13 protein-coding genes are annotated in these 12,666 nt (G+C 71.7%); 8 read left to right on the top strand and 5 right to left on the bottom strand.

Annotated features, from left to right (window positions below; all coding sequences use genetic code 11):
- Window positions 1-5: 5 nt before the first annotated feature.
- Window positions 6-491, top strand: coding sequence for an Lrp/AsnC family transcriptional regulator (locus tag ACFYX0_RS12370; RefSeq protein WP_388969826.1), 486 nt, complete (start codon window positions 6-8; stop codon window positions 489-491).
- Between the two features lie 78 nt (window positions 492-569).
- On the opposite strand, the gene ACFYX0_RS12365 is transcribed toward ACFYX0_RS12370, so the two are convergent.
- The gene (locus ACFYX0_RS12365; protein ID WP_388969592.1) at window positions 570-1,160 is read right to left on the bottom strand and encodes a TetR/AcrR family transcriptional regulator; all 591 of its coding nucleotides are present in this window, start codon (window positions 1,158-1,160) and stop codon (window positions 570-572) included.
- Entirely contained in the window at window positions 1,157-2,671 is a 1,515-nt protein-coding gene (locus ACFYX0_RS12360; RefSeq protein ID WP_388969590.1) for a 3-hydroxyacyl-CoA dehydrogenase, read from the bottom strand. Before ACFYX0_RS12360 ends, ACFYX0_RS12365 begins: the two co-directional genes overlap by 4 nt.
- Before the next feature lie 148 nt (window positions 2,672-2,819).
- On the opposite strand from ACFYX0_RS12360, the gene paaN reads away from it, so the two are divergent.
- A complete protein-coding gene (gene paaN, locus ACFYX0_RS12355) occupies window positions 2,820-4,511 on the top strand; it encodes a phenylacetic acid degradation protein PaaN (RefSeq protein WP_388969588.1) in 1,692 nt (563 codons plus the stop codon).
- A gap of 7 nt (window positions 4,512-4,518) precedes the next feature.
- On the opposite strand, the gene ACFYX0_RS12350 is transcribed toward paaN, so the two are convergent.
- The 3 genes from ACFYX0_RS12350 to ACFYX0_RS12340 form a co-directional block, all read right to left on the bottom strand.
- Window positions 4,519-5,289, bottom strand: a complete 771-nt coding sequence (locus ACFYX0_RS12350) for a TrmH family RNA methyltransferase (RefSeq protein WP_388969586.1) — start codon at window positions 5,287-5,289, stop codon at window positions 4,519-4,521.
- A 120-nt stretch (window positions 5,290-5,409) separates the two neighbouring features.
- Window positions 5,410-6,633, bottom strand: coding sequence for an HTTM domain-containing protein (locus ACFYX0_RS12345; protein ID WP_388969584.1), 1,224 nt, complete (start codon window positions 6,631-6,633; stop codon window positions 5,410-5,412).
- A complete protein-coding gene (locus tag ACFYX0_RS12340) occupies window positions 6,630-7,454 on the bottom strand; it encodes a DUF5819 family protein (RefSeq protein WP_355906509.1) in 825 nt (274 codons plus the stop codon). Before ACFYX0_RS12340 ends, ACFYX0_RS12345 begins: the two co-directional genes overlap by 4 nt.
- A 288-nt stretch (window positions 7,455-7,742) precedes the next feature.
- On the opposite strand from ACFYX0_RS12340, the gene paaA reads away from it, so the two are divergent.
- The 6 genes from paaA to ACFYX0_RS12310 all read left to right on the top strand — a co-directional run bounded on the left by paaA (window position 7,743) and on the right by ACFYX0_RS12310 (window position 12,660).
- Window positions 7,743-8,795 carry a 1,2-phenylacetyl-CoA epoxidase subunit PaaA gene (gene paaA, locus ACFYX0_RS12335; RefSeq protein ID WP_388969582.1) on the top strand — a complete coding sequence of 351 codons (1,053 nt, stop codon included), beginning with the start codon at window positions 7,743-7,745 and terminating at the stop codon, window positions 8,793-8,795.
- Between the two features lie 2 nt (window positions 8,796-8,797).
- The gene (paaB, locus tag ACFYX0_RS12330) at window positions 8,798-9,085 is read left to right on the top strand and encodes a 1,2-phenylacetyl-CoA epoxidase subunit PaaB (RefSeq protein WP_388969580.1); all 288 of its coding nucleotides are present in this window, start codon (window positions 8,798-8,800) and stop codon (window positions 9,083-9,085) included.
- On the top strand, window positions 9,082-9,801 hold the full coding sequence (gene paaC, locus ACFYX0_RS12325) for a 1,2-phenylacetyl-CoA epoxidase subunit PaaC (RefSeq protein ID WP_388969577.1): 720 nt from the start codon (window positions 9,082-9,084) through the stop codon (window positions 9,799-9,801). Before paaB ends, paaC begins: the two co-directional genes overlap by 4 nt.
- Window positions 9,795-10,331 carry a 1,2-phenylacetyl-CoA epoxidase subunit PaaD gene (gene paaD, locus ACFYX0_RS12320; protein ID WP_388969575.1) on the top strand — a complete coding sequence of 179 codons (537 nt, stop codon included), beginning with the start codon at window positions 9,795-9,797 and terminating at the stop codon, window positions 10,329-10,331. The genes paaC and paaD overlap by 7 nt, the downstream gene beginning before the upstream one ends.
- The gene (locus ACFYX0_RS12315; RefSeq protein WP_388969573.1) at window positions 10,331-11,395 is read left to right on the top strand and encodes a 2Fe-2S iron-sulfur cluster-binding protein; all 1,065 of its coding nucleotides are present in this window, start codon (window positions 10,331-10,333) and stop codon (window positions 11,393-11,395) included. Before paaD ends, ACFYX0_RS12315 begins: the two co-directional genes overlap by 1 nt.
- Before the next feature lie 125 nt (window positions 11,396-11,520).
- Entirely contained in the window at window positions 11,521-12,660 is a 1,140-nt protein-coding gene (locus ACFYX0_RS12310) for an acyl-CoA dehydrogenase family protein (protein WP_388969571.1), read from the top strand.
- Window positions 12,661-12,666: the final 6 nt, after the last annotated feature.

Below are 12,666 nucleotides of genomic sequence, written 5' to 3'. Positions count from 1 at the left end.
AACAAATGGCCGAGCCACCGGAGCACGGCCCGGCCCTGCCGCCCCCTCGCCCCCTGGACGCCATCGACCGGGACATCCTGCAGATACTCCAATCGGACGGCCGCGCCTCGATACGGTCGGTCGCCGAGCATGTGCACGTCTCCCGCGCCAACGCCTACGCACGGATCAACCGGCTCATCGACGACGGCGTGATCCGCGGCTTCGGCGCCCGGGTGAACCATGAACGCGCCGGTCAGGGCACCTCGGCGTACATCAACCTGAAAATCGTCCAGAACTCCTGGCGCACGGTCCGCGAGCAGCTGCGCCTGCTCCCCGGCGCCTCCCACATCGCTCTGGTGGGCGGCGACTTCGACGTCCTGCTCCTGGTGCACACGCCCGACAACAGGGCCCTGCGCGAACTGGTCCTCACCCGGCTCCAGGCGATCCCCGAAGTGCTCAGCACGCGCACGCTGCTGGTGTTCGAGGAAGAGGATCTGGAACCGGACAGCTGACCGGGCGGACCAGGTGGACGAGGCAGACCCGGCAGACCACGAGCCGTACAGGAGCGGGCCTCGGTCCGATCCGGCCCCTCAGTGCTCGGTGCGCAGCCCCGAGAAGACCAACTGCACGACCGCGTCGGCCACTTCGCGCTCACCCATGCCCCGCCCCTCGGGCCGGTACCACTCCACGATCGAGTTGATCATCCCGAAGACGAGCCGTGTCGCGAGCCGCACCTCGATGTCGCCGCGTACGTCCCCGTCGGCGGCGGCGGCCTTGAGCAGCTCGGCGACCTGGTGGTCGAACTCGCGGCGCCGCTCCAGCGCCCACCGCTCGGTGCCGGTGTTGCCGCGCACCCGAAGCAGCAGCGTCACATAGGGCAGCTCGGTGATGAGCACCTCGACCATGCGCCGCACGACGTACTCCAGCCGCTCCACGGAACGGCCCACGCGCGCGTGGTCCTCCTCGAGGATCCCGAAGAGACCGTCCAGCGCCCGGCTGACGGCCCGGCGCAGCAGCTCCTCCTTGCCCGAGACATGGTGGTAGATCGACGACTTGGAGATGCCGGCGGCCTTGGAGAGGTGCTCCATGGAGGTGCCGTCGTAGCCGCGCTCGTTGAACACCTGCACGGCGACGGAGAGCAGGCTCTCCGGGGTGTACGTGTCGCGCCTGGCCGTGGTCATGAGGTGCCCTCCCGCTTCTCGGAGGCGTACGCGTGGCGGTAGAGCGCGAGGGACGGGGCGTACCGTCCGGAGGGGTCGCGCATGTGCAGGTCGTCCAGGAGGTCGTAGGCCCAGCCGCGACCGAGCCGGCGGCTCCACTCGAAGGGGCCGAGGGGGTAGTTGACGCCGAGCCGCATCGCGGTGTCGATGTCCTCCTCGGTGGCCACGCCCTTGGCGACGGCGTCGTGCGCCAGGTCGACGATCCGGGCCACCGTCCGGGCGACGATCATGCCGGGCACGTCCCCGATGACGCTGACGTCCTTGCCGAGCGCCTGGAAGAGCCCGACGGCCTCGGCGAGGGTCCGGTGCGAGGTGTCCTGAGAGGCGGACAGGGCGATCCGGGTCGCCCTGCGGTAGTCGAGCGCCAGGTCGAAGTAGACGACGTCCCGGAACTCGACAGAGGTCTGTCCGTCCGCCAGAGCCAGCTGACCGCCGCCGGGCAGCACCAGACGGGTGCCGTGGTCCTCTTCGTCCTCACGGAAGCCGATGCCCGCCTCGCGGATCAACGCGAGCAGTTCCGAGGCGGGGCCCAGATCGCCCTCTGCGACGACGTACGCGGGTGCCTGCGCCGGCTCCGCGGTGTGCGGCTCGGGCCGCTCGGCGGCGTCCCCGTAGCCGTACCAGCCCTGCCCGGCCTTGCGGCCGAGCCGGCCGGACTCCACCAGCCGCCGCTGGGCGAGGGAGGGGGTGAAGCGGACGTCCTGGAAGAAGGACTCCCACACGGAGCGGGTGACGGATTCGTTGACGTCCTGCCCGATGAGGTCGGTCAGCTCGAACGCGCCCATCCGGAAGCCGCCCGACTCGCGCAGGACCGCGTCGATGGTGGCGGGGTCGGCGGCCTGCGCCTCGTACACCGCGAACGCCTCGGCGTAGAAGGGCCGCGCGATGCGGTTGACGATGAAACCGGGGGTGTCCGCACAGGCGACCGGCGTCTTGCCCCAGGCGCGGGCCGTCTCGTACGCGCGCGTGGCGGACGTGACGTCGGTGGCGAACCCGGAGACGACCTCCACCAGCGGCATCAGCGGCGCGGGATTGAAGAAGTGCAGGCCGACGAAGCGGCCCGGGTGGCGCAGCGCGCCACCGACGGCGGTCACGGACAGGGACGAGGTGTTGGTGGCGAGCAGGCAGTCGTCGCCGACGACGTCCTCCAGGTCCCGGAACAGCTGCTGCTTGGCGTCGAGACGCTCCAGGACCGCCTCCACGACGAGCGAGCAGTCCGCGAGCTCGGCCAGGTTCTCGACGGGCAGCAGGCGGGCGCGGGCCCCGTCCCGCTCGGCCGGGGTGAGCCGGTCCTTCTCCACCAGCCGGTCCAGGCGGGCACCGATCGCGGCGGCGGCCTCCTGGGCGCGGCCCGGGGCGACGTCGTACAGCCGTACGGGGTGACCAGCGACCAGCGCGACCTGGGCGATGCCCTGGCCCATGGTGCCGGTGCCCACGACGGCCACAGGGCTGCTGAGGTCGAGTGCTGTCATGTGCGCGATCCTCCCGCACGCCGTTTTCCACAGATACGGCAGGCCCCCTTGTCCCGACCGATCGTTCGGTTACTCTAACCCTGTCCGCCTGTTCCTGCCCAGGTCATGAGCTCGACGAAGAGTTCTTGAGACGAGGAGTTGGTCCCCCATGGCCGCCGAACTCACCGCGCAGCAGCTGATCGCCCAGCACCGGCCCACTCTCGACCAGGCGCTGGAAGCCATCCGCACCCGCGCGTACTGGTCCCCGCACCCCGAGCACCCCAAGGCCTACGGGGAGCACAGCAGCCTGGACGCCGCGGCCGGCAAGGCCGCCTTCGACGCCCTCCTCGGCACCCGCCTGGACCTCGGCCAGCCGGGCACGGACGACTGGACGGGCGGCGAGGTCTCGCCGTACGGGATCGACCTGGGGATCACCTACCCCCACGCGGACATCGACGTCCTGCTGCCCGCCATGCGCGCCGGCCAGCGGGCCTGGCGGGACGCGGGCCCCGAGACGCGCGCGCTCGTGTGTCTGGAGATCCTCAAGCGCATCAGCGACCGGACGCACGAGTTCGCGCACGCGGTCATGCACACCAGCGGCCAGGCGTTCATGATGGCGTTCCAGGCGGGCGGCCCGCACGCCCAGGACCGCGGCCTGGAGGCGGTGGCGTACGCGTACGCGGAGCAGGTCCGCACGCCTGAGACCGCGGAGTGGACCAAGCCCCAGGGCAAGCGCGACCCACTGGTCCTCACCAAGGCGTTCCGGCCGGTCCCGCGGGGCATCGCCCTGGTCATCGGCTGCAACACCTTCCCGACGTGGAACGGCTACCCGGGCCTGTTCGCCTCCCTGGCCACCGGCAACGCGGTCCTCGTCAAGCCGCACCCGCGCGCGGTGCTGCCGCTCGCCCTCACCGTGCAGATCGCCCGCGAGGTGCTCGCCGAGGCGGGCTTCGACCCGAACCTGGTGGCACTGGCCGCCGAGCGCCCGGGCGAGGGCATCGCCAAGACGCTCGCGGTGCGCCCCGAGATCCGCATCATCGACTACACGGGCTCCACGGCGTTCGGCGACTGGCTGGAGACCAACGCCCGCCAGGCCCAGGTCTACACGGAGAAGGCCGGCGTCAACACGGTGATCGTGGAGTCGACCGGCGACTACAAGGGGATGCTGTCCAACCTGGCGTTCTCCCTGTCGCTCTACAGCGGGCAGATGTGCACCACCCCGCAGAACCTGCTGATCCCGCGGGACGGCATCACCACCGACGAGGGCCCGAAGTCGTACGACGAGGTGGTCGCGGATCTCGCGCGCTCGGTCGACGGCCTCCTGGGCGACGACGCGCGGGCGAACGCACTGCTCGGCGCGATCGTGAACCCCGACGTCAAGGCCCGCCTGGAGGCGGCGGCCGGACTCGGCGAGGTCGCCCTGGCCTCCCGGGAGATCGCCAACCCGGAGTTTCCGCAGGCGGTCGTGCGCACCCCCGTGATCGTGAAGCTCGACGGCGCCAAGCCGGACTCCGAGGCCGCCTACATGAGCGAGTGCTTCGGTCCGGTCTCCTTCGCCGTCGCGGTCGACTCGGCGGCGGACGCGGTGGAGCTGCTGCGCCGCACCGTCCGGGAGAAGGGCGCGATGACCGTCGGCGCCTACACCACATCCGAGGAGGTCGAGCAGGCCGTCGAGGAGGCCTGCCTGGAGGAGTCCGCGCAGCTCTCGCTCAACCTGACCGGCGGGGTGTACGTGAACCAGACGGCCGCCTTCTCCGACTTCCACGGCTCGGGCGGCAACCCGGCGGCCAACGCGGCCCTGTGCGACGGCGCGTTCGTGGCGAACCGCTTCCGCGTGGTGGAGGTCCGCCGGGAGGCGTAGCGGCGGCTCAGGCGGGTGCGCCCCCGGTGGCACTCCAGTGGTACAGCGTCATGGCCACACTGGTGGCGAGGTTGTAGCTGGAGACCTGGGGGCGCATCGGCAGGGACACCAGGTGGTCTGCGCGGGCGCGCAGGTCGGCCGACAGACCGGTGCGTTCCGAGCCGAAGGCGAGCACGGCGTCGTCCGGCAGCTTCAGGGCACGAATGTCGTCGCCCTCCGGGTCCAGGGCGAACACCGGGCCCGGCGGCAGCTCGGCCACGGACAGCCGCTCCACGGCGGTCGCGAAGTGGAGCCCCGCCCCGCCCCGCACCACCGTGGGATGCCAGGGGTCGAGGGTGCCGGTGGTCACCACGCCCGTCGCGCCGAACCCGGCCGCGAGCCGGATCACCGCTCCCGCGTTGCCCAGGTTCCGCGGGTTGTCGAGGACGATCACGGGGGCGGTGCGGGGCATGCGCCGCAGCGCTTCGAGCTGGGCCTCGCGCGAGGGCCGCTCGGCGAGGGCGGCGACCGCGGTGGGATGGGGGCGCGGCACGAGAGCCCGATAGCGTTCCTCGGGCACCTCCGTCAGCAGCGCCTCCAGCGCTTCGCGCACATCGGGCGCCAGCTCGTCGGCCAGGGCGAGCGCCGCCCGCCGGTCGGTGGTGACGGCGACCGGCACGCGCGCGTGGAAGCGGACCGCGTGCTTGAGCGCGTGGAAGCCGTCGAGCAGGACCAGGTCGTCGGCGAGCCGGTGCCAGGTGCCCAGCGGATCGGCGGTGCTGCGATACGGGTCCGTCATGCCGTGCAGCCTACGTGCGCCGCAGGGCGCCGGGCTTCCGGGCGGCCGGGCCATGGCGCCTCGGCCCGGCCCTTACGACGGACCACGGTGCCGAACCGCCGGGCCGGACCGCCGACGCACTCATGTCGCCGGGCTCGCCTGCGGCTGCTCGGCCGGCTCCTCGGCGGGCGGCCGGGGCCCGCGCGGGCGGGGCAGCGGGAGCCGGACGGCGGGCCTCGTGAGCCGTCCACGCGCGCGTGCCGCCCAGCCGCCCAGCCGCCGCAGGAAGGACGTCGGCAGGAACACGGCGTCGGCGGCGATCATCGCGAGCGAGAAGAAGGGCAGCCCGAGCACCACGGCGATCACCGCGTGCTCGGTCATCATGACCGCCAGCAGGACGTTCTTCACCCGCCGGTTGAACAGCGTGAACGGGAACGCGACCTGCGCGGCGACCGTGCCGTACGTGATCAGCAGCACGGTCGCACCGTGCGCGGACAACAGGTCGGACAGGGCGGGCCAGGGCGAGAAGTAGTCGATGTGGAGCGGGTAGTAGACCGCGGTGCCGTCCTGCCAGCGCGATCCCTGGATCTTGTACCAGCCGGCGGTCGAGTAGATCAGACACGCCTCCGCCATGATCATGAGCAGGGCGGCGTTGTGGACCAGGTTGGCGACGACGTCCAGCAGGATGCGCGGTTCCCCATGGGGGGCGCGCCGGCCGACGTACCACCACAGGCCCTGCACGGCCCACAGCCCCCAGAACACGACGAGCCAGGCCCCGCTGATCCAGCCCGCGACCGACGGCACGGCCAGCACGAGACCGAGCACGACCCACAGGGCGGGGCCCGCCCGGTCGGACCGCGGCTCCTCGGCGCGCGCGCGTGCCGCGGCGGAGCGCCGGGCGCGCCGCGCGTCCAGCGACCACACCTGCCCGCAGCGGGTGAACACCAGGTAGATCGCCATCAGGTGGATGACGTTGTCACCGCCGTCACCCATGAAGACGCTGCGGTTCTGCAGCGACAGCACGCCCACCATGAACAGCAGCGACATGGTGCGGGTCCGCCAGCCGACCAGCAGCAGGGCGCTCGACAGCAGGGCGAGGGCGTACACGGTCTCGAACCACATCTGCCCGTCGGACCACATCAGGACCGAGAAGGCGTGGTTGTTCGCGGTCAGCTGCCGGGCCAGGTCCCAGCTCCAGGGGCCGTCGGGCCCGTACAGCTCCTGGCGGTGCGGCAGCTCGCGCAGCAGGAACAGCAGCCAGGTGGTGGCAAAGCCGATGCGGACGATCGCGGTCTGGTACGGGCCGAGGGCGGCGTCGGTGACACGGGCGACAGCGCGTGAGACGCACACGGCGAACCGGTTCATCGGGCGCTCGCCTCCGTTCGCTCGCCGTCCGGCAGCGGCCACCAGGGCAGCCGGTGGTACACCGGCGCCGTGCTGACCTTCTCACCGCTCCACTTCGGGGGCGGCACCTCGGTTGCGCGGGAGCGGACCTGGACGCTTTCGACACTCTCGCCCTGCTGGGCCGCGTGCTCGCGGCCCAGGCGCAGCGCGACGGCCCGGCGGAGATAGTCCTCGGCCAGGGTGCCGCGCAGGCCGACGGGACGATTCTGGCCGTCGTGCGAGGTGACGTAGAAGTCCCAGGCCCGGCGCAGTTCGTTCTGCTGGGTGTGGCTCGGCAGCGGGTTGCCGTCGATGGCGGCACCGTCGAGCGCGGACAGGTCGTACCAGCCCGTCGTCCGCCGGTCGCCGTCCCCGGTGAGCAGTTCGGCCCGTGCCTGGACGTCGATGTTCTGCTGTAGCGGGTCGGGCGCGAACAGTTTCCAGTTCTGCTCGAACTCGGGGTATATCCAGTCGTTGATCGCCTTGCTGTGCTCCTTGCTGACCACGTTCGTGGGCGCGACGTGCAGGAACACCATGCCCAGGTGCACACAGGCGGCGACGGCGACGACCGCGAGCACCAGCGCGGCGGCTATCTGGTAGCGCAGGGACAGGGCGGCGACACCGGTGCGCGCGGCCGCCGGGTCCGGCGCGGACCCCTCCGTCTCCCGCACGCCCGTGGCGTCCCCGGGGCGCGGGTCGTGAGACACGTCGCGGTCGGTGCCGACGGGCAGGGGGGACACCGGGTCGGCCGGGTCGCCCGGCTGTTCCCGCCGGGCGACCGGCTCCTCGTCGTACGTGTCCATCCCGCCCCGTCTCCCGAGCTTCCGTGCCCTCGGTGCCGTCCCGTGCCGCAGGCGCTGTCCGACGACCGTCTCCGACCCGGGCCGGCCGGGTCACCCGTTCGCAGCACCCCACAGTGTGCGCACGGGAACGGTACTCAGACCCGCCCGCCCCGCACAGCGCATCGGTCACAGCGGCGGAGGGCTGCCCGGAGATTGTCCACAGCGGTTGACACCCTACGGCGCCACGTCCCACCATTGAACCGACACGACCGAACGATCGGTCGGGAGAGAGTGGTCGAGGGGGATCGCATGGCGACAGCAGCAGCGCACCGAACGGCCCGCGCCGACGGCACGGCACAGACGGACACAGCGGCCTACGAGGCCGGCTTCGACGCCGCCGTAGCCGCCGACGAGCGCATCGAGCCGCGCGACTGGATGCCAGACGCCTACCGCGCCACCCTGGTCCGGCAGATCGCCCAGCACGCGCACTCCGAGATCATCGGCATGCAGCCGGAAGCCAACTGGATCACCCGCGCGCCCTCCCTGCGCCGCAAGGCGATCCTGATGGCCAAGGTCCAGGACGAAGCAGGCCACGGGCTGTATCTGTACAGCGCGGCGGAAACACTCGGCACCAGCCGCGGCGAGCTGCTCGACAATCTCCACTCAGGCCGCCAGAAGTACTCCTCGATCTTCAACTACCCCACGCTGACCTGGGCGGACGTCGGCGCCATCGGCTGGCTGGTCGACGGCGCCGCCATCACGAACCAGGTCCCCCTGTGCCGCTGCTCCTACGGCCCCTACGCACGCGCGATGGTCCGTATCTGCAAGGAGGAGTCCTTCCACCAGCGCCAGGGATACGAACTGCTGATGGCCCTCAGCCACGGCACACCGGAGCAGCACGAGATGGCCCAGGACGCGGTAAACCGCTGGTGGTGGCCCTCCCTGATGATGTTCGGCCCGCCCGACGACGAGTCGTCGCACTCCGCGCAGTCGATGGCCTGGAAGATCAAGCGGCACTCGAACGACGAGCTGCGCCAGCGCTTCGTCGACATCTGCGTCCCCCAGGCCGAGTCGCTGGGCCTCACCCTCCCCGACCCGGACCTCGTATGGAACGAGGAGCGCGGACACCACGACTTCGGGCCCATCGACTGGACCGAGTTCTGGGACGTCCTCAAGGGCAACGGCCCCTGCAACGAGCAGCGGCTGACCCAGCGCAAGCAGGCGCACGACGAAGGCGCCTGGGTGCGGGAGGCAGCCGCGGCGTACGCGGCCAAGCACAACAGGACGGGCGCGGCCGGCGAGCACGCGCACACCACGGGCGCAGGATCGGCGACCAGAGCCGACGAGAACGGAGAGGCGTGACCATGACGACCGAAGAGTGGCCGCTGTGGGAGGTCTTCGTGCGCTCCCGCCGAGGGCTCTCGCACACCCACGCCGGCAGCCTGCACGCCCCGGACGCAGAGCTGGCCCTGCGCAACGCACGTGACCTGTACACCCGGCGCGGCGAGGGCGTCTCGATCTGGGTCGTGCCGTCCACCGCGATCACCACCTCCTCACCGGACGAGAAAGACCCCTTCTTCGAGCCCTCCGCCGACAAGCCCTACCGGCACCCCACGTTCTACGAGATCCCGGAAGGGGTGAAGCACCTGTGACCGTCACCCGGCACACCACGGCCGCCCTGGCCCTCGGCGACGACGCCCTGGTGCTCTCGCACCGCCTGGGAGAGTGGGCGGGCCACGCGCCCGTACTCGAAGAGGAGGTCGCGCTCGCCAACATCGCCCTGGACCTGCTGGGCCAGGCCCGCGTGCTGCTGTCCATGGCCGGCGACGAGGACCAACTCGCCTACCTCCGCGAGGAGCGCGCCTTCCGCAACCTCCAACTGGTGGAACAGCCCAACGGCGACTTCGCGCACACCATCGCCCGCCAGCTGTACTTCTCCACCTACCAGCGGCTCCTGTACACCCGGCTGGCCGCCCCGGAGAGCGAGTTCAGCGGCCTCGCCGCCAAGGCGGTCAAGGAGGTCGCCTACCACCAGGACCACGCCGAACAGTGGACCCTGCGGCTCGGCGACGGCACGGACGACAGCCACGAGCGGATGCAGCAGGCGTGCCAGGCCCTGTGGCGGTTCACCGGCGAGATGTTCCAGCCCGTCGAAGGCCTCGACATCGACTGGCCCGGGATGAGCGCCGCCTGGCTGGACTCGATCGGTGACGTCCTGCGCCGCGCCACCCTGGACATGCCCGAAGGACCCCGGTCCGGGGCATGGGCCGCGGGCGCCGGCCGGGAGGGACTGCACACCGAACCCTTCGGACGGATGCTCGCCGAGATGCAGCATCTGCATCGCAGCCACCCGGGGGCGTCATGGTGACAGCCACCGCCCTCGAAGAGGAATTGCGCCTGCTCGCCGGCTCGGTCCCCGACCCCGAGCTGCCCGTCCTCACCCTGGAGGAACTGGGCGTCCTGCGAGCCGTCCATGTGCAGGGCCCCGACACGGTGGAGGTCGAACTCACCCCCACCTACACGGGATGCCCCGCGATCGAGGCCATGGCCCTCGACATAGAGCGCGTTCTCCAGGAACACGGCGTACCCCACGTCACGGTACGCACCGTGCTCACCCCCGCCTGGTCGACGGACGACATCACCGCCGAAGGCCGCCGCAAGCTGCGCGAGTTCGGGATAGCACCACCCCGCACCCTGCCGACGTCCGCACCCGTCCCCCTGGAACTCGGCCCCACCCGCACGGCCACGAACGCCCCCGGACCCGAGGAGCCCGTGCGCTGCCCGTTCTGCGGATCCGACGAGACCGAGCTGCTCAGCCGCTTCTCGTCCACCGCGTGCAAGGCGCTGCGCCGCTGCCTTGCCTGCCGTGAGCCCTTCGACCACTTCAAGGAGCTGTGATGGCCCGGTTCCACCCGCTCCCCGTGGCCGCCGTCGACCGGCTCACCGACGACTCCGTGGCCCTGACCTTCGCGGTGCCGCCCGCACTGCGCGAGGAGTACCGGCACGCACCCGGCCAGCACCTCGCCCTGCGCCGCACCGTCGACGGCACCGAGGTCCGGCGTACGTACTCGATCTGCTCCCCCGCACCGGCCCCGGACGACGAGGGCCCGCGCACCCTGCGAGTCGGGGTCCGGCTGGTCGACGGAGGCGCCTTCTCCACCTACGCGCTCAAGGAGATCACCGTCGGCGACGAGCTGGAGGTGATGACCCCCGCGGGACGGTTCACGCTGGAGCCCGCACCCGGGCTGTACGCGGCGATCGTCGGCGGCAGCGGAATCACCCCGCTGCTGTCCATCGTCTCCACCCTGCTGGCACGGGAACCCCGCGCCCGGTTCTGCCTCATACGCAGCGACCGGACGTCCGCCTCCACGATGTTCCTGGAGGAGGTCGCCGACCTCAAGGACCGCTTCCCCGAGCGGTTCCAGCTGGTCACGGTGCTCTCCCGGGAGGAACAGCAGGCGGGGCTGCCGACGGGCCGGCTAGACGAGGACCGGCTGTCCGGGCTGCTGCCGGCGCTGCTCCCCGTGGACGAGGTCGCGGGCTGGTTCCTGTGCGGACCGTTCGGGCTGGTGCAGTCGGCGGAGCGGGCACTGCGCGGGCTCCGGGTGCCGCGGACGCGGATCCACGAGGAGATCTTCCATGTGGAGGCGGCCGCCGCGGTCACCTCGTCCGCACCGGTCCCCGCACACAGCGCCGTGACCGCCCGGCTCGACGGGCGCGGCGGCACCTGGCCGGTCCGCGACGGCGAATCGCTGCTGGAGACGGTACTGCGCAACCGGCCCGACGCCCCCTACGCCTGCAAGGGCGGAGTGTGCGGAACCTGCCGGGCCTTCCTGGTCTCGGGCGAGGTGCGCATGGACCGCAACTTCGCGCTGGAGCCCGAGGAGACCGACGCGGGATATGTGCTGGCGTGCCAGTCGCACCCGGTCACGGAGAAGGTGGAGCTGGACTTCGACCGGTGAGCGGCACCGGCACCGGCGCACCGCCGGAACCGTGCCGCTCCCCGCCCCCGGACCGTTCCCTTCTCATAGAACCTGTTCTATCTTGACGCTCCGTCAGATCAGCGGAGCCGCCGGGAGGACAGGCCGTGGACTTCACCTTCAGCGAGGAGCAGCAGGCGGCACTCGAGGCAGCGAAGGCCCAGTTCGCCGGGGTCGCGCCGGACGGGGTACCCAGCCCCGCACTGACCCCGGGCGCCGTCGCCGACGACTTCGACCGCACGCTGTGGGCCCGGCTTGCGGACGCGGACCTGCTCAGCCTGCTCCTCGACAGCGAGTACGGCGGCGCCGGCCTCGACCCCATCACCCTCTGCCTGGTCCTCCGGGAGTCCGCCAAGGCACTGGCCCGCGTCCCCCTTCTGGAGCACACGGCCGCGGCCACCACCGTCCAGGCCCACGGCAGCACCGAAGCCAAGGAGGAGCTACTCGCCCAGGCGGGCCGCGGAGAACTGACCCTGACGGTCGCCGCCCACGGCCGCACCGGCCACGACCCGGCCGAACTCGCGGTCGTCGCACGCCAGAGGACAGACGACACCTGGGTGCTGGACGGAACCCAGACGGCGGTCCCCTGGGCCCACACCGCCAACTTCGTCCTCGTACCGGCACACACCCACGACTCCGGCCGCACCGTCCTCGCCCTCGTCCCACGGGCACACGAAGGCGTCGTACTCGCCGACCAGTTCTCCACCACCGGAGAACGCCTCGCGGAACTCCACCTGGACTCCGCACGCGTCGCCGCAAAGTACCTGCTCGACGCCGACGGGGCCTGGGAGGAACTCCGACTGCTCCTCACCACCGGGACCTGCGCACTCGCCCTCGGCCTCGGCGAGAAAGTACTGGAGATGACCAGCGGGTACACCGCCAGGCGAGAGCAGTTCGGCCACCCCATCGCCACCTTCCAGGCGGTCGCCGTACAGGCCGCCGACCGGTACATCGACCTGCGCGCCATGGAGGCCACGCTCTGGCAGGCGGCATGGCGGATCAGCTCCGGCGCACCGGGCGCACTGCCCGCCGCCGGCGACGTGGCGACCGCGAAAATCTGGGCGTCGGAAGGCATCCGACGGGTCGTGCAGACCGCGCAGCATCTGCACGGAGGATTCGGCGCCGACACAGACTACTCCCTGCACCGCTACCACGCCTGGGCCAAGCACCTGGAGCTCTCGCTCGGCCCCGCGGCGGCACACGAGGAAACCCTGGGCGACCTGCTGGCGGCACACCCCCTGGGCTGACCGCCA

The organism is Streptomyces sp. NPDC002573 (genome assembly GCF_042889625.1).
Classification (GTDB): Bacteria; Actinomycetota; Actinomycetes; order Streptomycetales; family Streptomycetaceae; genus Streptomyces; species Streptomyces gibsoniae.
The sequence above is the reverse complement of the archived record's forward strand: the minus strand, read 5'-3'. Positions and strand labels throughout refer to the sequence as shown.

Bases quoted from the DNA above. Each gene is read 5' to 3' on its own strand.
- paaA (WP_388969582.1), top strand. From the start codon at position 7,743: ATGGCGACAGCAGCAGCGCACCGAACGGCCCGCGCCGACGGCACGGCA.
- paaN (WP_388969588.1), top strand. From the start codon at position 2,820: ATGGCCGCCGAACTCACCGCGCAGCAGCTGATCGCCCAGCACCGGCCC.
- ACFYX0_RS12370 (WP_388969826.1), top strand. From the start codon at position 6: ATGGCCGAGCCACCGGAGCACGGCCCGGCCCTGCCGCCCCCTCGCCCC.
- ACFYX0_RS12345 (WP_388969584.1), bottom strand. From the start codon at position 6,633: ATGAACCGGTTCGCCGTGTGCGTCTCACGCGCTGTCGCCCGTGTCACC.
- paaB (WP_388969580.1), top strand. From the start codon at position 8,798: ATGACGACCGAAGAGTGGCCGCTGTGGGAGGTCTTCGTGCGCTCCCGC.
- ACFYX0_RS12340 (WP_355906509.1), bottom strand. From the start codon at position 7,454: ATGGACACGTACGACGAGGAGCCGGTCGCCCGGCGGGAACAGCCGGGC.
- paaD (WP_388969575.1), top strand. From the start codon at position 9,795: ATGGTGACAGCCACCGCCCTCGAAGAGGAATTGCGCCTGCTCGCCGGC.
- ACFYX0_RS12365 (WP_388969592.1), bottom strand. From the start codon at position 1,160: ATGACCACGGCCAGGCGCGACACGTACACCCCGGAGAGCCTGCTCTCC.
- ACFYX0_RS12315 (WP_388969573.1), top strand. From the start codon at position 10,331: ATGGCCCGGTTCCACCCGCTCCCCGTGGCCGCCGTCGACCGGCTCACC.
- ACFYX0_RS12360 (WP_388969590.1), bottom strand. From the start codon at position 2,671: ATGACAGCACTCGACCTCAGCAGCCCTGTGGCCGTCGTGGGCACCGGC.
- ACFYX0_RS12350 (WP_388969586.1), bottom strand. From the start codon at position 5,289: ATGACGGACCCGTATCGCAGCACCGCCGATCCGCTGGGCACCTGGCAC.